Raw genomic sequence first — 16,770 nt, forward strand, 5'->3', positions numbered from 1 at the left:
TACAGCGACCGTGACCATTGACTATGCGGCCATCGAAGCCCGCCGTGCCGAGCTCAGGCGCCGTCACGTGTTAGCCCGCCGGCCGTCGAGCAGCGCTCGTGGCCTCCACCACGTCGCCCTGCTCTCCTCCGACGTGGAGCGCACCATCCAGTTCTACCAGGACCTCCTGGAGTTCCCGCTCACCGAGATCATCGAGAACCGGGACTTCAAGGGCTCCAGCCACTTCTTCTTCGACATCGGCAACGGCAACCTGCTCGCCTTCTTCGACTTCCCGGGCCTCGACCTCGGCCCGTACCAGGAGGTTCTGGGCGGGCTGCATCACATCGCGATCTCCGTCGACCCGGCCACGTGGGAACGGCTGCGCGGAAAGCTGGAGATGGCCGGCGTGCCGCACCAGATAGAGAGCGGCGCCTCCATTTACTTCAAGGACCCCGACGGCGCACGGCTGGAGCTGCTCGCCGACCATCTCGGTGAGATGTACGGCGCACGGGTGCTGTGACCCACCTGGGGCCTGGCGTCCCGCGCGGACTTGATGCTGCTCTGGCGACGAGACATCGCCACGTCACTCGACTTGCCGTTCGGCGTCGCCCGACGTTCGGCGTCGCCCGACGTTCAGCGACGCGACGCCCGGCGGGTGCGGGGCTTGCCCGCCCGAGGCGCCTGCCTGATGCCGGCGTGCCGCTCCGATCGTTCCGCCTTCTCCTTCTGAACGGTGATGCGTAAGGCCAGCAGCAGCCGGCGTCGTCTGGCCCTGTTGGCCTTGATCTGGGGCGTCTTCGGGGGTGAAGACTTGTGGGTCTTTGGCATGCGGATGTCCTACCCACCCCCCGTCCGCTTTCATACTTGAGGGCATGCGGCTTACGGAATTCTGGCGGCGGATGAACGCCCACTTCGGCGAGACGTACGCCGAGTCGTGGGCCCGCGACTACGTGCTCGCGCCCCTGGGCGGGCGCACGGTCATGCAGGCGCTGGCCGACGGCGAGAGCGCCAAGGCCGTCTGGCGCGCGGTCTGCCAGGTCGAGGACGTCTCGTCCAAGCTGCGCTGACGCCGCCGTGCCGCGCCGGCGCAGCCGCCACCGGCGCGCGGCCGCCTCACTGCTCGTGCCCCGGGGGAGCGGCGCCCTCCTGCGCCTGGGGAGCGGCGTCGAGGGTCTGCCGGAGCGCGTCGGCCGCGTGCTCCAGGTCGTCCGCGCTGCCCTGGCCCCTCGGCGACCACAGGAACACCCAGCCGCCGGCCGACGGAGTGGCGAAGACCAGCGTCTGGCGACCGGTACGCGGATGCCACGCCCACAACACCGGTTCGTCACCGCCGACCATCCTGCTCACCAGCCCGTGATCCGGCAACAGCGCGGCGAGCGCCTGCAGATGGGCGCGCCGTTCCCCGGTGTAGCCGCTCGCCACGTCGCCGCCTCCAACCGTCGCCCCTCCAGTGAGTCTCCCCAGCTCACCCCGCATGACAACACGCCGGCGCGAACGGTCGTGAACATCATCAGGGCCCGTCCGCCGTACGCGAACAACCCGCCACCCGCCGAACACCCGCACCACTGGAACCAGACCGTCGGTACCCCCGCCGGACACGGCTTCGCCGGCCGCCGGCCTGCGGAGAACCCGCGCCCGCGCTCCCGGTGTTCCTGTGTGTTCCTGCTGTGATCGAACAGCCGTTCGGCTACCATGGAGAACGCCGGGCCACGTCTTCCCCGGCAGTCGCAGAAAATGTCGGTGGCAGGCCGTAGCTTTCACTCGACTGATCGGACCACGACCCTCCAGGGGGAGTTCCCATGGCAATCAACGACCGCGAGAAGGCCCTCGAGACCGCACTCGCTCAGATCGAGCGGCAGTTCGGCAAGGGCTCTGTGATGCGCCTGGGCGACGATGCCCGAGCTCCCATCGAGGTGATCCCCACGGGCTCGATCTCCCTCGACGTGGCACTCGGCATCGGCGGCCTCCCGCGCGGCCGCATCGTCGAGATCTACGGTCCGGAGTCGTCAGGTAAGACCACGATCGCCCTGCACGCGGTGGCCAACGCCCAGCGCGCCGGGGGCATCGCGGCGTTCATCGACGCCGAGCACGCCCTCGACCCCGAGTACGCCAAGAAGCTGGGGGTCGACACCGACGCCCTGCTGGTCTCCCAGCCCGACACCGGTGAGCAGGCGCTCGAGATCGCCGACATGCTGATCAGGTCCGGCGCCGTCGACATCATCGTCATCGACTCGGTGGCCGCGCTGGTCCCGAAGGCCGAGATCGAGGGCGAGATGGGCGACAGTCACGTCGGCCTCCAGGCCCGCCTCATGTCGCAGGCACTCCGCAAGGTCGCCGGCGCCCTCAACAGCACCGGCACCACCGCCATCTTCATCAACCAGCTGCGCGAGAAGATCGGCGTCATGTTCGGCAGCCCCGAGACCACGACCGGTGGTAAGGCGCTCAAGTTCTACGCCTCGGTGCGCATGGACATCCGCCGCATCGAGACGCTCAAGGACGGCACGGAGGCGGTCGGCAACCGCACCCGCGTCAAGGTCGTCAAGAACAAGATGGCCCCGCCCTTCCGCGTCGCCGACTTCGACATCCTCTACGGCGTGGGCATCTCCCGCGAGGGCGGCCTGATCGACATGGGCGTGGAGCACGGCTTCGTGCGCAAGTCGGGGGCCTGGTACACGTACGAGGGCGACCAGCTCGGCCAGGGCAAGGAGAACGCGCGCAACTTCCTGCGCAACCACCCCGACATGGCCAACGAGATCGAGAAGAAGATCAAGGACAAGCTGGGCGTGGGCCCGCGCCTCGACGCCCCGGCCGAGCCCGCCGCCGCCGCGCCGGCTCCGGCCCCGGCCACCTCGGGCCGCGGCTCCAAGTCCACTCCGAAGCCGGGTGACGTCTGATCGTCGCCCATGCATGACACACACCGGCCACAGGCGCCCCGGCCGCGGGGCGCCTGGCCGACCACCCCTGCACCGCTGAGGGCCTGACCCGTGGCTGACACGCCGAGCACTCCCCGCTCCCACGACCTGGCACGCTCCTCCACCGACGGCTGGCCCTCGGTGGAGGACTGGCGCGCCCAACGCGCCCGCCAGCGCACCCCCGAACCCCCCTCGGAAGAGGAGGAGAAGCCCCAGCCCCCACGGCACCCCGGCATCCCGGCGGCCCCCACTCAAGCCAAGCCCACCCCGCCCAAAGAACCCGCTCCGCCTGCCACGGCCGCACCCGCCACGACCGCACCCGGACGCAGCCCCGCCGCTGCAAAGGGCCGCCGCCCCAGACGCAGGACAACCGGGCACAGCACCCCCGAACCCGCCACAGCCGAACGCGACGCAGCCGAACCCGCCCCTGCCCCACGTCGCCCATCCGAACGCGACTCCGCCGGACGCGACGGCGACCTCATGCCCGAGATGCCGGGTGAACCATGGTCGCCCGCCTCGTACCGGAGCAGCGCCGCGGCGACGTCCTTCTTCGGCGACGCCTCGACCAACCCCGGCGAGGCATCGAAGACGCACCCCTTCTTCGCCGGCACTCCAGCGGTCCCCTCCACCAGCCCTGGTGACGACACCCCACCCACCGCGTCCCCTCACAGGAGGGCAACCGCCACACCCCACGGCATGGGCCCCTCTACCGGAACTCCGCCCGAGCCGCCCCCAGCCATGCCCTCCGCGAGCGTCCCGCAAGAGATTCCGGCCGCTGCCGTCGTCGCTGAGCCGACCGAGAGCTCGCTCAACGAGCTCAACGCCCCCACCCCGCCCGACGCCCCCACTCCGCCCGACGGCAGTGCCCAGCTCGACGGCTCCACCCGGTCCCAGCACTCCGCCCAGCCTGAGGACTTCGCCCAGCCCGACGCTTCCGCTCACTCCGCTGAGGCCGCTCGACTCAGCGAAACCAGCGAGCCAGATGAGGCAGCTCAACTTAGCGGAGCCGACCAGCTCAGCGGCTCTCATGGACTTGGCGAGTCTGAACAGCTCATTGAGGCTCGCCAGCTCGGCGAGATCGACCAGCTCGGGGGCTCTGATGGACTCGGCCAGTCTGAACAGCTCACTGAGCCTGGCCGGCTCGGCGAGCGGGATCGGCCCAGTGAGCCCGGTCGGCTCGGCGGAGTCGGTCTGCTGAGCGAGGCCGGCTGGCTCGGCGGCGTTGGCCAACTCGACCAGCCCGATCGGCTTAGCGAGCCTGGCCAACTCCGCGAGCCCGGTCGGCTCGGCGAGCCTGATCGACCCAGCGAGGGCCAACTCAGCGATTCCCGCCAGCCCAGTGAGTTCGCCCAACGGGGCGACTCTGCCCACCCGAGCGAGCTCGGCGAACCCGCTGACGTGCCTGATGAGCAGTCGGATGGCGTTCAGGACACGATGACGGATGGTGTCTACTCGGCCGCCCCTCTTGGCGGGTCTTCCGACACGGGCGGCTCGACGGGGGACCCTGGGGACAGCAGCGCTTCTCCAGACGGGTCTGCCGTTGCTGCGGATGAGGACGGCGTCACCGACGATGTCGTCGCGGCTACGGCCTTCGGCGGTGATCGTGGCGTTGGCGGTGATCGTGGCGTGGGCGGTCGTTCGGAGGAAGGGGCTTCGGGCGGTTCTGGTGGTCTTGACTGGGGCGGGGGTGTCCTGGGCGGCCCGGCTGAGGACGACGGACAGAGTGGCGGCGCCAGGAGAGGGCGGAGCGGCGCCAGGGGTGGGCGGAGCGGCGAGCAGGGACGACGGGGCGGCGAGAGAGGGCGGCGAGAGGGCCGGCAAGGACGCCGCGCCGGTGGCAGGGGGCGGCGCGACACCGGAGCCGGTTGGCTGCCGGAAGGGCCGGATGACGAGAGCCCGGCCGCGTCCGTTCCCGAGGCGGATCCGGAGTCGGTCGCGCGGGCCATCGTTCTGCGGCTGCTCACCATGGCGCCCAAGACGCGAGCGCAGCTCGCCGAAGCCTTGCGCAAGCGTGACGTGCCGGAGGAGGCGGCCGACGCGGTCCTCGACCGGTTCGCGGAGCTGGGCCTGATCAACGACGAGGCGTTCGCCGAGGCGTGGGTCGATTCCCGGCACCACGGCCGCGGCCTCGCCAAGCGGGCGCTGGCGGCCGAGCTGCGTCACCGGGGCGTGGACAACGACACGGTCAAGGACGCCGTGGAGCGCCTGGACGCCGACCAGGAGGCCGAGACGGCCCGGCGGCTCGTGGACCGCAAGCTCGCCTCCACCCGATCCCTCGATCCGCAGGTCCGCACCCGTCGGCTCGCCGGCATGCTCGCGCGTAAGGGGTACTCGTCGGGGCTGGCGTACCGGGTGATCCGGGAGGCGCTGGAGCAGGAGGGGATCGACCTGGAGGACGACTTCTCGTAGGAGCCTGGGCCGGTGCCGGGGGATGGGGCGGTCCGGGGCCGGAGATGGGCGCGGGTTGGGGCTGAGGTGACCTTGGGATGGGAGGGGCGGGGGGTGGGGCTCCGGGTTTGTCCTGGGTTGTGCGGGGCACGGTCAAGGTTCCGGAGAAGGCTGTGGGATGGGAAGTGCCTGGTCGGGGCGATGGCGGTGGTTCCGGTAGCGGGCAATTCAGGCATAAATGGGTGATCTTGGGTTCTATGTGGAGATGGTGGCCTGTAAGACACGCTTGATGACTCGTTTGCTTGCTCGTGACCAGTTCGACGCATAACCTCGACGGCAGTGAGGAGTTACTCCGCGCAGCGCGGATTGCCATACCGGTGAACGACGGACGAACGAGCTTGGTCTATCGAGGCGGGCGAGGTGTCGACTTTGCGGGTCGACGCCCGGTCAGCCTTGGCTTGAGATCGATCCAGGCGCCGTACGGGCTTCGCGTGGCGCGCTTGTGACCCCTCCCATTGTCTGGGTCCGCGTTATGAGGTGTTGACGACGCGAGGAGGGCGGGGCACACATGGGGCCGCTGGTCGTGGTGCTGATGGTGGCGGTGCTCGTGCTCGCGTTCGGGATGATCGTCGCGCTGCTCGTCGTCATCCGCCGCACCTCCGGATCGTCGGGCGCCCTGCCGAAGGGCGCCGGCAGACCGAGCCCCGAGCAGGTGCAGGCCGTCCACGAGGAGCTGGAGCAGGCGCGTGAGGAGGCGCGGGAGATCCGCCAGAAGGCGGAGGTCGACGCCGAGGAGATCCTGCGCAGGTCCGAGGCGGCCGCCGACAGCGCCGCGCAGATGCGCAAGGAGGTCGAGCAGGAGAGCCGGATCCTGAAGTCCGAGCTCAAGGAGCTGCGCTCCGACCTCGAACGCCGCGAGGCCCGCCTGGCCGAGCGCGAGCGGCGGCTGGACGAGGAGGCCCGCAGGCAGACCGAGCGCGACCGGAAGCTGGCCGAGACCGAGATCGAGCTGGCCGACCGGCGCGAGGAGCTGCTGCAGGTCGAGGAGGAGCGGCGGCTCATCCTGGAGCGGCTGGCCGGGCTGACGGCCGAGCAGGCCAAGGCCGAGCTGGTCAAGGAGATCGAGAACCAGGCCAAGCGCGAGGCCGCGCTGATCATCCGCGAGATCGAGAGCCAGGCCCGCAAGGAAGGCGAGAAGCGCGCCACCAAGATCGTGACGCTGGCCGTGCAGCGGCTGGCGGCGGAGCAGACGGCCGAGTCGGTCGTCAGCGTGCTGCACCTGCCCGGCGACGAGATGAAGGGGCGCATCATCGGCCGCGAGGGCCGCAACATCCGGGCCTTCGAGTCCACGACGGGCGTCAACCTGATCATCGATGACACCCCCGAGGCGGTGCTGCTGTCCTGCTTCGACCCGGTCCGCAGGGAGACGGCCCGGCTCACGCTGGAGAAGCTGGTCCTCGACGGGCGCATCCACCCGCAGCGCATCGAGGAGGCGCACGACCGCAGCCGCCAGGAGGTCCAGGACCTGTGCGCGCGGGCCGGCGAGGACGCCCTCGTCGAGCTCGGCATCACGGACATGCACCCCGAGCTGACCCTCCTGCTGGGCCAGCTCCGCTACCGCACCTCCTACGGCCAGAACGTGCTGAAGCACCTCATCGAGTCCGCGCACATCGCCGGCATCATGGCCGCCGAGCTCAAGCTCAACCAGGCGCTCGTCAAGCGCTGCGCCCTGCTCCACGACATCGGCAAGGCCCTCACCCACGAGGTCGAGGGCAGTCACGCGCTCATCGGCGCCGAGATCGCCCGCCGGTACGGCGAGGAGGAGGACGTGGTGCACGCCATCGAGGCGCACCACAACGAGGTCGAGGTGCGTACCGTCGAAGCGGTTCTCACGCAGGCCGCCGACGCGATCAGCGGCAGCCGGCCGGGCGCGCGCCGGGAGTCGCTGGAGGCGTACGTCAAGCGGCTGGAGCGGCTGGAGGAGATCGCGCAGTCGTACGAGGGCGTGGAGAAGGTGTTCGCCATGCAGGCCGGGCGGGAGATCCGGGTCATGGTCAAGCCGGACGCCATCGACGACATCCAGGCCCAGGTGATCGCGCGGGACGTGGCCAAGCAGGTGGAGGAGGAGCTGACCTATCCCGGGCAGATCCGGATCACGGTGGTGCGGGAGTCGCGGGCCACCGAGTTCGCGCGCTGAGCCCGCCGCCCCGCTGCCACGCCGCCCGCCGCGGGGGTGCAGGCGGGCGGGGTCAGGAGAAGATCTGCTGGTAGAAGGCCAGCTCGGCGGCGAGGGCCGCGGTGCGGGTCTCGGTGCGGCGGAAGCCGTGCGACTCGCCCTCGAAGGCCAGGTACGTGCACGCAACCCCGCGCTCCGACAGCGCGTCGGCGAACGCCTCGGACTGCTCGGGCGGCACCACGGGATCGTCGAGCCCCTGCAACAGCAGCATGGGGCAGGACACGCCGCCGACCAGGGCGAGCGGTTCGCGTTCTGCGTAGACCGCCGGGTCCTCGGGGCCGACCAGCCACTCCACGTACCGGGACTCGAAGTCGTGCGTGTGCGCGGTGAGCGGCCCGAGGGCGCTGACCCCGTAGTACGACACCCCGCCCGCGAACACGCCGGACCGGCAGCACGCGGCCATGACGGTCCAGCCGCCCGCGCTGCCGCCGCGCACCGCGATCCTGGCCGGGTCGGCGAGCCCTTCGGCGGCCAGCCACTCGGCGGCGGCGACGGTGTCGGCCACGTCGACCAGGCCCCACTGGCCGCGCAGCCGCTCCCGGTAGGCCCGGCCGTAGCCGGTGGAGCCGCCGTAGTTGACGTCGAGCACGCCGATGCCGCGTGAGGTGAGGAACGCCTTCTCCAGGTCGAGCGCGGTGCCCGCGTGGGAGGTGGGGCCGCCGTGGACGAAGATCACGTATGGTGGCGGGCCCTCGGTGGCGGGCTCGTACGGCGGGTAGAGGAAGGCGTGCACCTCCTCGCGCCCCGGCACCCGCACCGGCCGCGGAACGGGCAGGACGGCCGGGTCGGGCAGCCGTCCCGGGTCGGGTCGCGGGCGGGAGATCGCGCCCGTGGCGGTGTCGACGGTGACGACGGAGCGGGGCAGCGTGGCGGCGTAGCCGATGCCGGTCACGGACGTGCCGTCGGCGGTCAGCGCGCCGTCCCAGCCGCCGCACGGCGTCTCCAGGTCGGCCAGCGTGCCCGACTCCGGGTCGAGCACGCCGAGCCGCAGGTCGCCGCGCCCGTGCAGGACGGCGAGCCGGCCGTCGCCGAGCACCGCGTACGGCCGGCCGCCGAGCTGCCACGGCGCCGTCGCGAACTCCTCCTCGGCCGGGTGCAGCGCCCGCAGCCCTTCGCCGCGCAGCCCGGTCTCGTACAGGTTCCACCAGCCGGAGGCGTCGGAGACGAGGTAGAGGCGGGTGTCGTCGCGCCAGGACGGCGCCAGCACCGACTCGGCGGGCCCGCCCTTGACCGGCCACGACTCGCCGGTGCCGAGGCTCGTGACGCGAACCTCGGTGCCGTTCCAGGGCATGCGAGGATGGTTCCAGCAGACGTAGGCGAGGTGCCGGCCGTCGGGGGAGACGGCGGGCGAGGCGTAGAAGTCGTGGCCGGTGACGCGCTCGCGCGGCTCGCCGCCGTCCAGGGGGACGGTGACGATGGCGCGGGTGACCTTGCCGTCCTCGGTGTGCCGCTCGCGCACGCACCACACCTGGCCGTCGCGCACCAGCAGGTCGGCGTAGCGGGAGCCCTCCGAAGTGAGCGGTTTCGGCTCGCCGTTATCGCCGAGCAGGTACAGGCGCTGGTCCTCCAGGCGGGTGAAGACCACCTCGCCGGCGGGGGTGACGGCGTAGGGGCGGCCGCCGTACTCGTGGACCCTGGTGCGCGCGCTCCAGGGGGCGGCCAGCAGCTCATGGCAGGTGCCGTCGGGGGCGCGGCACATGATCGTGGTGCGTCCGCCCTCGTCAGGGCGGTCCTCCGTCCACCACACGCGGCCGTCCTGGGCCGTCGGCCAGGCGGGGCGCACACTCGCGGACGCCACGTCCCGCGTCGATATGGGGGAGGGCCAGAAAGGCATAACCGCATCCTGCCGGAAGATCACCGGCGGTGCTGCCCGGTCCCCCTACATCGGGGCGCACTTCTCGTCAGGACGGCGATCAGTGGGCTGAGCTGGGCTCAGGTTCGATCGGCGGATACGGACGGGAGCGGACAACTCCGGGCGGAGCGCGCGGGGTCAGGGGCAGCCCTCGGGACGGGGGAGGGCGGACGGCAGGGCCAGGCCGGTGTCGCCGAACCACTTGCGCAGCAGCCGCGCCGCGGTCCCGTCGCGCCACATGGCGGCGATCGCCGCGTTCACCGCCCGGCAGGTCGCCGCGTCGCCCTTCTTGATCCCGACGCCCCACCTCTCGTCGCTGATCGGATCGTTGAGCAGCCGGAACCGCCCGGGCGCCGCCGCGGCGAACCCGGCCAGCACCAGGTTCTCGGTGCTCACCGCGTCCAGCTCCCCGGCGGCGAGCTTGCGCACGCAGTCGGAGTAGTTCTCCGCCGGCACCAGCCGCGCGGGCAGCCCCAGCCTGCCGTCCGGCGGCGGGTCGACGACCCGGCGGTAGGAGTTCGAGCCCTTGGCCAGGCAGACGCGCTTGCCCCGCAGGTCGGCGACCGTCCTGATCGTGGTGTCGGCGGCGCGGACCATGGTGTCCTGGGGCACCGACACGTACGGGCCGCCGAAGGTCACCCGGGGCTTGCGGGCGTTGGTGATCGTGTAGGTGGCGAGCACGAGGTCGACGGTGCCGTTCTGGAGCAGGGCCTCGCGGGTGGAGGACGGCGACTCGCGCCAGGTGATCCGCACGTCGCCGCCCGGCGCCAGCGCCCCGACGAGGTACCTGGCGACGTCGGCGTCGAAGCCCTGCGGCTCGCCGCTGCCGCTCCGCAGGCCGAGGCCGGGCTGGTCCCACTTGGTGCCGATCGTGATCCGGCGGCTGCCCCTGACCTTCTCCACGACGTTGACGTACGACGCCCCGCCGCCGCACGAGGCCAGGGCGACGAGCAGGCCGAGCGGCAGGCAGAGCGGCAGGCAGAGCGGCAGGCAGACGGTCACCGCGCTCGCGTACCGCCGGGACGCCCGCCCCATCGCACCCCGCCTCCCCTCCTCCGTTCCAGGAAAGTGTGCGGGCAGGGGCGGGCGCGGGGGAGGGGCCGCGAGCGGTTCTCGCCGAGCCGTGACGCCTTTTTGGGATTCTCTCGGGAAGCGTTTCAGTAAATGTCGGTAATTTGGCGGTGGCCGGTCCCGGAAGAATAACCGTGCGGTTTTTCTGGCGCGGGCATAGTTTTGACGTTGCCCAGTTCGACAAAAAGGAGCCGCCGTGCAGGGAATGTCATTCGTGCTCGCCCGATGGGCAGGGGCGCTCGCCGTCGCGGCGGGCGTCGTCGCCGGGCCGGCCGGCAGCGCGCGGGCCGCCGACGGCTGGCAGAGCTGGGGCGCCTGGACGTGGGACGCCGACCCCATCACCCACCAGCGCTTCGCCTGCCGCAACTACGTGGACGCCACGGTCGCCAAGGGGCGGCGGCTGCTGATCAGCGGTTCGTTCACCTGCACCAAGGGGCTCGGCGGGGCGCTGAGCGTCACCGCCAACGTCTCCGGGGGAATCAGGACCAGGTATTGCCGGGCAATCGATTTGTCCGACCGAACCTGTTATTTGTCGTTCTATATCCCGCTGCAGGCGAAAAGCCGTTCATGGGTGGTGGTCGCCGTGTCCCACATCGGTGGCGCCACCGAGCCGCGGGCCGCGCGCATCGCCTTCCAGCGATGAGGGCGGTGGTGCCGCGGGAGCGCGCACCACCGCCGGACGCGCCGTCACATCGTCGCCGCGGCCTCCGCGCCGGGCCCGCCCGGCCCGCCGGTGCCGATCGCCGGGGGAGCCGCCACCGGCCCGGCCGCCGACGTGCGGCTGCGGCGGCTGCGCCGCTCCAGCCAGTGCGCGAGCGCGCCGAGCGCCAGGTTGATCAGCACGTAGATCAGCGCCAGCACGATCGCGCTCGGGATGAGGTTGCCGTAGTTGACCGCGAACTGCTTCAGGCCCGCGTTCAGCAGGTCCTCGTAGGCGATGATCCAGCCGAGGGCGGTGTCCTTCAGCAGCACCACCATCTGGCTGACGATCGCCGGCATCATGGCCGTCGTCGCCTGCGGCACCAGCACCAGCCGCATGACCTGCGACTTGCGCAGGCCGATGGCGTAGGCCGCCTCCGACTGCCCGCGCGGCACCGCGAGGATGCCGGCCCGGACGATCTCCGCCAGCACCGACCCGTTGTACAGGGTGAGCCCGATGACCACGGCCCAGAACGCCGGCACGCTCACCGTGTAGCCGCTCAGCGTGGCCGGCCCCGCCTGCACGAAGAAGATGAGGATCAGCAGCGGGATGGCCCGGAAGAACTCCACCACCCCGCCGCAGACCACGCGGATCACCCGGTGGTCGGAGAGCCGGCCGAGGCCGAAGGCCACGCCGAAGAGCAGCGCCAGCACCGCCGAGACGACCGCCGCCTGCAGCGTGCCGATCAGGCCGGGGACGATGAACCCGGTCCAGGTGTCGCCGCGCAGGAACGGCTCCCACTTGGCGGCGTCGAGCTGGCCCTTGTCGCCCAGCGTGGAGATCACCAAGTAGGCGATGAACAGCAGGACGACGGCCGACAGGAGCGTCAGCGCGTTGTTGCGGAAGCGGGCGCGCGGCCCCGGGGCGTCGAACAGGACGTTCGTGCTCATCGCGCCACCGCCATGCGCTTGGCCAGCCAGCCGAAGAAGAAGCCGGTGGGAAGGGTCAGGACCATGTAGCCGAAGGCGAAGCCCAGGAAGATGGGGATGGTGCCGCCGTAGTCGTCGAACATCTGCTTCATCTGCGCCGCCGCGTCGAGGTAGCTCGCCACGATGACGATCGTCGTGTTCTTGGTGAGCGCGATCAGGATGCTGCCGAGCGGGGAGATCACCGACCGGAAGGCCTGCGGCAGCACCACGAGCCGCAACGTCTGGAGGAAGGTGAGCCCGACCGCCCGGGCCGCCTCCGCCTGCCCCATGGAGACGGTGTTGATGCCCGCGCGCAGCGCCTCGCACACGAACGTCGCCGTGTAGGCGGACAACCCGGCCACGGCCCACCAGAAGTAGTTGGTGGTGGGGTCGCCGGAGAAGTTGAGCTGCATCGTGTCGCTGAGCCCGAGCGCGCACAGGATCAGCACGAGCGTGAGCGGGGTGTTGCGCACCACGTTGACGTACGCCGAGCCGGCCCAGCGCAGCACGGGCGTCGGCGCGACCCGCATGCCCACCAGGACCGTGCCGAGCACGAGCGCGATCACCGCGCTGGTCAGCGTGAGCCTGATGGTCGCCCAGAAGCCGAGCAGGATCTTGTCGAGCTCCTGGATGAGCGGGGAGAAATCGAAAAGCGCGGAGGTGTCCATGACTTTCCTCGTCAGGAGAGCTCACCGGCGGGCACGCGGGGCCCGCCGGTGAGCGACCGGGTCTGGACGGGGATCAGGAGCAGCCCTCAGCCGGGGGCGCCGAGGTCTCCACCTTCAGGCCGGTGCCGGCGAAGTGCTTCTCCAGCAGCTTGGCCGCCGTCCCGTCGGACCACATCTGACCGATGATCTTGTTGATCTCGTTGCAGGTCTCGATGTCGCCCTTCTTCAGGCCCACGCCGTACTTCTCGTCCGTGAACGGCGCGCCCGCGACCTTGACGCTGGAGCCCTCGCGCTTGGCGAAGCCGGCCAGGATCGTGTCGTCGGTCGTCACCACGTCCACCGCGCTGCTCTTGAGCTTGGCGATGCACTCGTCGTAGCCGCCGGCCGGCACCAGCGTGGCCTCGACCTTGAGCTTCTCCTTGTTGGTGCCCTCGGTGATGTTCTTCCACGAGTTGGAGCCGCTGACCTGGCAGACCTTCTTGCCCTTGAGGGAGGCCAGGTTGGTGATCGAGGAGTCGTCGGCCCGGATCAACGAGTCCTGGTGCGCCAGGTAGTAGGGACCGGAGAAGGTCACCTGCGGCTTGCGGGCGTCGGTTATCGAGTAGGTCGCGATGACCATGTCGACCTGGCCCTGCTTGAGGAAGCTCTCACGGTTGGCCGAGCGGGCCTCCTTGAACTCGATCCCGCTCTCCGGCACGCCCAACTTGCCGGCGATGTACTTGGCCACATCGACGTCGAAACCCTCGACCGTGCCGTCGGGCTTCTTCAGCCCGAGGCCCGGCTGGTCGTACTTTACGCCGATGACGAGCTTCTTCTCGTCCTTGGCCTTCTGCAACACGGTGGTGGGGCCACCGCCGCCGCAGGCGGTGAGACCGGCGATCATGGCCCCGGCCGCGGCCAGCGCAACGCCCACGCGTCGGATCTGCATGTCCTACCTCGGCTCTCTCTTATACGTCAAAGACATCAGTGCGTGAGGATCTTGGAAAGGAAGTCCTTGGCCCGGTCGGTCTGCGGCGAGCCGAAGAAGGCGTCCGGGGTGTTCTCCTCGACGATCTGGCCGTCGGCCATGAACACCACCCGGTTCGCCGCCCGGCGGGCGAAGCCCATCTCGTGGGTGACGACCATCATCGTCATGCCCTCGCGGGCGAGGCTCACCATGACGTCCAGGACTTCCTGCACCATCTCCGGGTCCAGCGCCGACGTCGGCTCGTCGAACAGGATCATCTTCGGATCCATGGCCAGCGCCCTCGCGATGGCCACGCGCTGCTGCTGGCCGCCGGACAACTGCGCCGGGTACTTCTGCGCCTGGGCGGCGATGCCGACCCGTTCCAGCAGCTCCATGGCGCGCTTCTCGGCGGCCTCGCGGCCCTGGCCGCGCACCTTGATGGGGCCGAGCGTGACGTTCTCGAGGATCGTCTTGTGCGCGAACAGGTTGAACGACTGGAAGACCATGCCGACTTCGGAGCGCAGCCTGGCCAGCGCCTTGCCCTCGTCGGGCAGCGGCTGTCCGTCGAAGACGATGCGACCGCCGTCGATCGTCTCCAGGCGGTTGACGGTCCGGCAGAGCGTGGACTTCCCACCCCCCGATGGGCCGATAACGACCAGGACCTCGCCCCGGAAGACGGTCAAGTTGATGTCCTTCAGGACGTGCAGCGCCCCGAAGTGCTTGTTGACGTTCTCCAACCGTACGAGTGGAGCGCCGTCACCGTTCTCCGTCATGGGTAGAACCGTAGATGCCTCCAGGACGCTGTGCACTAACCGAGCGGTACCGATCCGATCACATCCGGCCATCAAGCTGGCCTTTTAGATCTGTGCGGACCGTCCGCGGCCGGACAACGACTACCCTTGGAAACGCCATGACTGTGACCCAGGAGGGCGCCCGCACGTACGAAGTGCGCACATACGGGTGCCAGATGAACGTGCACGACTCCGAGCGCCTGTCCGGCCTGCTGGAGGAGGCGGGCTACGTGCCCGCGCCCGACGGCGAGACCGCCGACGTGGTCGTGTTCAACACGTGCGCCGTGCGGGAGAACGCCGACAACCGCCTCTACGGCAACCTCGGCCACCTCCGCCCCGCCAAGACCCGCAACCCGCGCATGCAGATCGCGGTCGGCGGCTGCCTGGCGCAGAAGGACCAGGGCGAGATCGTCCGCAAGGCGCCCTGGGTCGACGTGGTGTTCGGCACCCACAACATCGGCTCGCTGCCGGTGCTGCTGGAGCGGGCCCGCATCGAGGGCGAGGCGCAGGTCGAGCTGAAGGAGTCGCTGGAGACCTTCCCCTCGACGCTGCCCACCAGGCGCGAGTCCCCCTACGCGGCCTGGGTCGCCATCTCGGTCGGCTGCAACAACACCTGCACGTTCTGCATCGTGCCGTCGCTGCGCGGCAAGGAGAAGGACCGCCGGCCCGGCGACGTGCTGGCCGAGGTTCGCACGCTGGTCGGGCAGGGCGTCCTGGAGGTCACGCTGCTCGGCCAGAACGTCAACACCTACGGGGTGGAGTTCGGCGACCGGCTGGCCTTCGGCAAGCTGCTGCGCGCCTGCGGCGACGTCGAGGGCCTGGAGCGGGTGCGCTTCACCTCGCCGCACCCGGCCGCCTTCACCGACGACGTGATCGCCGCCATGGCCGAGACGCCCAACGTCATGCACCAGCTCCACATGCCGCTGCAGTCGGGCTCCGACCGCGTGCTGCGCGCGATGCGCCGCTCCTACCGGGCCGAGCGCTACCTCGGCATCATCGAGCGGGTGCGCGCCGCCATGCCCGACGCCGCGATCTCCACCGACATCATCGTCGGCTTCCCCGGCGAGACCGAGGAAGACTTCCAGGCCACGCTCGACGTCGTACGCCAGAGCCGCTTCGCCAACGCCTTCACCTTCCAGTACTCCATCCGCCCCGGCACCCCGGCGGCCACCATGCCCGACCAGGTGCCGAAGGAGGTCGTCCAGGAGCGCTACGAGCGGCTGGTGGCGCTCCAGGAGGAGATCTCCTGGGCGGAGAACAAGAAGCAGGTCGGCCGCACCCTTGAGGTGCTGGTGGCCGAGGGCGAGGGCCGCAAGGACGACGCCACCCGCCGCCTGTCCGGCCGCGCCCCCGACAACCGCCTCGTGCACTTCGCCGCCGGCGACGAGACGCCGCGGCCGGGCGACATGGTGACGGTCGAGGTGACGTACGCGGCGCCGCACCACCTGGTGGCCGACGGGCCGGTGCGCGCGGTGCGCCGCACCCGCGCGGGCGACGCCTGGGAGGCCCGCCAGGGCGCCGCCCCGGCCGGCCCCGGCGTCATGCTCGGCATGCCCACCCTCGGCCGCCCGGCCCTTCTTCCTACTGTGCCAGGAGGGCCCTGCTCCGTCTTCTAACCCTGTGCTCGCCACAATGCTGATGCCTGACATGACCGCTGCACGTACGGGTGCCTCCGTTGACGTGCCGTGCGAGCGCGCCCGATGACATTCTGCGCGAGCGGAGTTGATTAGCACCGAAATGTGAGCAGATCCCACACGCCACACTCGACACCGTGGCCAGGCGGGAGGGATCGACCGGTCGTCGGCTGTGAGGGCCGGAGCACGGGTCCGCAATTCGATCGCGCGATCGCGTTACGGGCACGTCCTGTCGTCCGAGCAGGGTTGCACGTCCGTAATCCACACTTCGCCCATATTCGGATGATTCATAAGGGCTCGGAGGAATTCCAGCGAGGCGTTTTCGATCAAAGTGCCATGGATAAGTCCCTTGTCCGCAGCCGTGCGAATCGCTGCCACGGAAAGGCCAAATCCCGAGAGTGTCACATCATCGGCTGGAGTAAGCTGTGCGGCCCACGCCTTGAACTGTTCAACTGTTGAATACTCTCGGCAGACGATGCGACCTGCCGTCTCGGGGCATCCTTCTTCTCCGGACCAGTAGATGGGGAGACCGGAGGGGCGTGCTCCGGAAATAAATGTCGGCAACGCATTCTCGGCGAAATTGAGCGGACCTATCTTCTGCTCTTTTACTGGCCGCCTGAATTCGATCATGGCGGCAATTTTCATCTTCTCCGGGAGAGATTCTTCCGGGAGGGTGGAGGCGGCA

At 70.3% G+C, this 16,770-nt stretch carries 16 protein-coding genes; 7 read left to right on the top strand and 9 right to left on the bottom strand.

The features are described from left to right. The first annotated feature begins 10 nt into the window (after nt 1-10). Nucleotides 11-499, top strand: a complete 489-nt coding sequence (locus MF672_RS39450) for a VOC family protein (protein ID WP_242373889.1) — start codon at nt 11-13, stop codon at nt 497-499. Nucleotides 500-612: 113 nt separating this feature from the next. Here MF672_RS39450 and MF672_RS39455 read toward each other — a convergent pair whose 3' ends face one another. Continuing rightward, entirely contained in the window at nt 613-807 is a 195-nt protein-coding gene (locus MF672_RS39455; protein WP_247815655.1) for a hypothetical protein, read from the bottom strand. A gap of 44 nt (nt 808-851) precedes the next feature. On the opposite strand from MF672_RS39455, the gene MF672_RS39460 reads away from it, so the two are divergent. Beyond that, the gene (locus MF672_RS39460; protein ID WP_242373890.1) at nt 852-1,046 is read left to right on the top strand and encodes a DUF3046 domain-containing protein; all 195 of its coding nucleotides are present in this window, start codon (nt 852-854) and stop codon (nt 1,044-1,046) included. Between the two features lie 46 nt (nt 1,047-1,092). Here the strand turns inward: MF672_RS39460 and MF672_RS39465 are convergent, their stop codons facing one another. Then, the gene (locus MF672_RS39465; RefSeq protein WP_242373891.1) at nt 1,093-1,401 is read right to left on the bottom strand and encodes a hypothetical protein; all 309 of its coding nucleotides are present in this window, start codon (nt 1,399-1,401) and stop codon (nt 1,093-1,095) included. A gap of 377 nt (nt 1,402-1,778) precedes the next feature. Here MF672_RS39465 and recA point away from each other — a divergent pair, with 377 nt between their 5' ends. The 3 genes from recA (at nt 1,779) to rny (ending at nt 7,476) form a co-directional block, all read left to right on the top strand. Then, complete coding sequence (recA, locus tag MF672_RS39470) at nt 1,779-2,873, top strand: recombinase RecA (protein ID WP_242373892.1); 1,095 nt, start codon at nt 1,779-1,781, stop codon at nt 2,871-2,873. Nucleotides 2,874-4,325: 1,452 nt separating this feature from the next. Further along, the gene (gene recX / locus MF672_RS39475; protein WP_242373922.1) at nt 4,326-5,300 is read left to right on the top strand and encodes a recombination regulator RecX; all 975 of its coding nucleotides are present in this window, start codon (nt 4,326-4,328) and stop codon (nt 5,298-5,300) included. Nucleotides 5,301-5,847: 547 nt separating this feature from the next. After that, nucleotides 5,848-7,476 (top strand): ribonuclease Y, encoded by a 1,629-nt coding sequence (gene rny, locus MF672_RS39480; RefSeq protein WP_242373893.1) that lies wholly within the window; start codon nt 5,848-5,850, stop codon nt 7,474-7,476. A gap of 52 nt (nt 7,477-7,528) precedes the next feature. On the opposite strand, the gene MF672_RS39485 is transcribed toward rny, so the two are convergent. Both MF672_RS39485 and MF672_RS39490 read right to left on the bottom strand, forming a co-directional pair. Then, nucleotides 7,529-9,313, bottom strand: coding sequence for a S9 family peptidase (locus MF672_RS39485; RefSeq protein WP_242373894.1), 1,785 nt, complete (start codon nt 9,311-9,313; stop codon nt 7,529-7,531). 192 nt (nt 9,314-9,505) lie between these two features. Next, nucleotides 9,506-10,402, bottom strand: a complete 897-nt coding sequence (locus tag MF672_RS39490) for a glutamate ABC transporter substrate-binding protein (protein ID WP_242373895.1) — start codon at nt 10,400-10,402, stop codon at nt 9,506-9,508. 232 nt (nt 10,403-10,634) lie between these two features. Between MF672_RS39490 and MF672_RS39495 the strand changes: the two genes are divergently transcribed. Continuing rightward, nucleotides 10,635-11,081, top strand: coding sequence for a hypothetical protein (locus MF672_RS39495; RefSeq protein ID WP_242373896.1), 447 nt, complete (start codon nt 10,635-10,637; stop codon nt 11,079-11,081). Between the two features lie 44 nt (nt 11,082-11,125). On the opposite strand, the gene MF672_RS39500 is transcribed toward MF672_RS39495, so the two are convergent. From MF672_RS39500 to MF672_RS39515, 4 genes are all read right to left on the bottom strand, one after another. Continuing rightward, nucleotides 11,126-12,028, bottom strand: coding sequence for an amino acid ABC transporter permease (locus tag MF672_RS39500; RefSeq protein ID WP_242373897.1), 903 nt, complete (start codon nt 12,026-12,028; stop codon nt 11,126-11,128). Further along, nucleotides 12,025-12,714, bottom strand: a complete 690-nt coding sequence (locus tag MF672_RS39505) for an amino acid ABC transporter permease (protein WP_242373898.1) — start codon at nt 12,712-12,714, stop codon at nt 12,025-12,027. Before MF672_RS39505 ends, MF672_RS39500 begins: the two co-directional genes overlap by 4 nt. A gap of 73 nt (nt 12,715-12,787) precedes the next feature. Continuing rightward, nucleotides 12,788-13,642, bottom strand: a complete 855-nt coding sequence (locus tag MF672_RS39510; RefSeq protein ID WP_242373899.1) for a glutamate ABC transporter substrate-binding protein — start codon at nt 13,640-13,642, stop codon at nt 12,788-12,790. Between the two features lie 35 nt (nt 13,643-13,677). Next, a complete protein-coding gene (locus MF672_RS39515) occupies nt 13,678-14,433 on the bottom strand; it encodes an amino acid ABC transporter ATP-binding protein (RefSeq protein WP_242373900.1) in 756 nt (251 codons plus the stop codon). A 137-nt stretch (nt 14,434-14,570) separates the two neighbouring features. Here MF672_RS39515 and miaB point away from each other — a divergent pair, with 137 nt between their 5' ends. Further along, nucleotides 14,571-16,067 carry a tRNA (N6-isopentenyl adenosine(37)-C2)-methylthiotransferase MiaB gene (miaB, locus tag MF672_RS39520; protein WP_242373901.1) on the top strand — a complete coding sequence of 499 codons (1,497 nt, stop codon included), beginning with the start codon at nt 14,571-14,573 and terminating at the stop codon, nt 16,065-16,067. A gap of 234 nt (nt 16,068-16,301) precedes the next feature. Here miaB and MF672_RS39525 read toward each other — a convergent pair whose 3' ends face one another. After that, on the bottom strand, nt 16,302-16,715 hold the full coding sequence (locus MF672_RS39525) for a hypothetical protein (protein ID WP_242373902.1): 414 nt from the start codon (nt 16,713-16,715) through the stop codon (nt 16,302-16,304). Between the last annotated feature and the right edge of the window lie 55 nt (nt 16,716-16,770).

Origin of the sequence: Actinomadura luzonensis (assembly GCF_022664455.2) — a bacterium.
In the GTDB taxonomy this organism is placed as follows: Bacteria; Actinomycetota; Actinomycetes; order Streptosporangiales; family Streptosporangiaceae; genus Nonomuraea; species Nonomuraea luzonensis.

Coding starts and splice junctions, on each gene's coding strand:
- MF672_RS39455 (WP_247815655.1), bottom strand. CDS start 807: ATGCCAAAGACCCACAAGTCTTCACCCCCGAAGACGCCCCAGATCAAG.
- MF672_RS39460 (WP_242373890.1), top strand. CDS start 852: ATGCGGCTTACGGAATTCTGGCGGCGGATGAACGCCCACTTCGGCGAG.
- recA (WP_242373892.1), top strand. CDS start 1,779: ATGGCAATCAACGACCGCGAGAAGGCCCTCGAGACCGCACTCGCTCAG.
- recX (WP_242373922.1), top strand. CDS start 4,326: ATGACGGATGGTGTCTACTCGGCCGCCCCTCTTGGCGGGTCTTCCGAC.
- rny (WP_242373893.1), top strand. CDS start 5,848: ATGGGGCCGCTGGTCGTGGTGCTGATGGTGGCGGTGCTCGTGCTCGCG.
- MF672_RS39490 (WP_242373895.1), bottom strand. CDS start 10,402: ATGGGGCGGGCGTCCCGGCGGTACGCGAGCGCGGTGACCGTCTGCCTG.
- MF672_RS39500 (WP_242373897.1), bottom strand. CDS start 12,028: ATGAGCACGAACGTCCTGTTCGACGCCCCGGGGCCGCGCGCCCGCTTC.
- MF672_RS39505 (WP_242373898.1), bottom strand. CDS start 12,714: ATGGACACCTCCGCGCTTTTCGATTTCTCCCCGCTCATCCAGGAGCTC.
- MF672_RS39510 (WP_242373899.1), bottom strand. CDS start 13,642: ATGCAGATCCGACGCGTGGGCGTTGCGCTGGCCGCGGCCGGGGCCATG.
- MF672_RS39515 (WP_242373900.1), bottom strand. CDS start 14,433: ATGACGGAGAACGGTGACGGCGCTCCACTCGTACGGTTGGAGAACGTC.
- miaB (WP_242373901.1), top strand. CDS start 14,571: ATGACTGTGACCCAGGAGGGCGCCCGCACGTACGAAGTGCGCACATAC.
- MF672_RS39525 (WP_242373902.1), bottom strand. CDS start 16,715: ATGATCGAATTCAGGCGGCCAGTAAAAGAGCAGAAGATAGGTCCGCTC.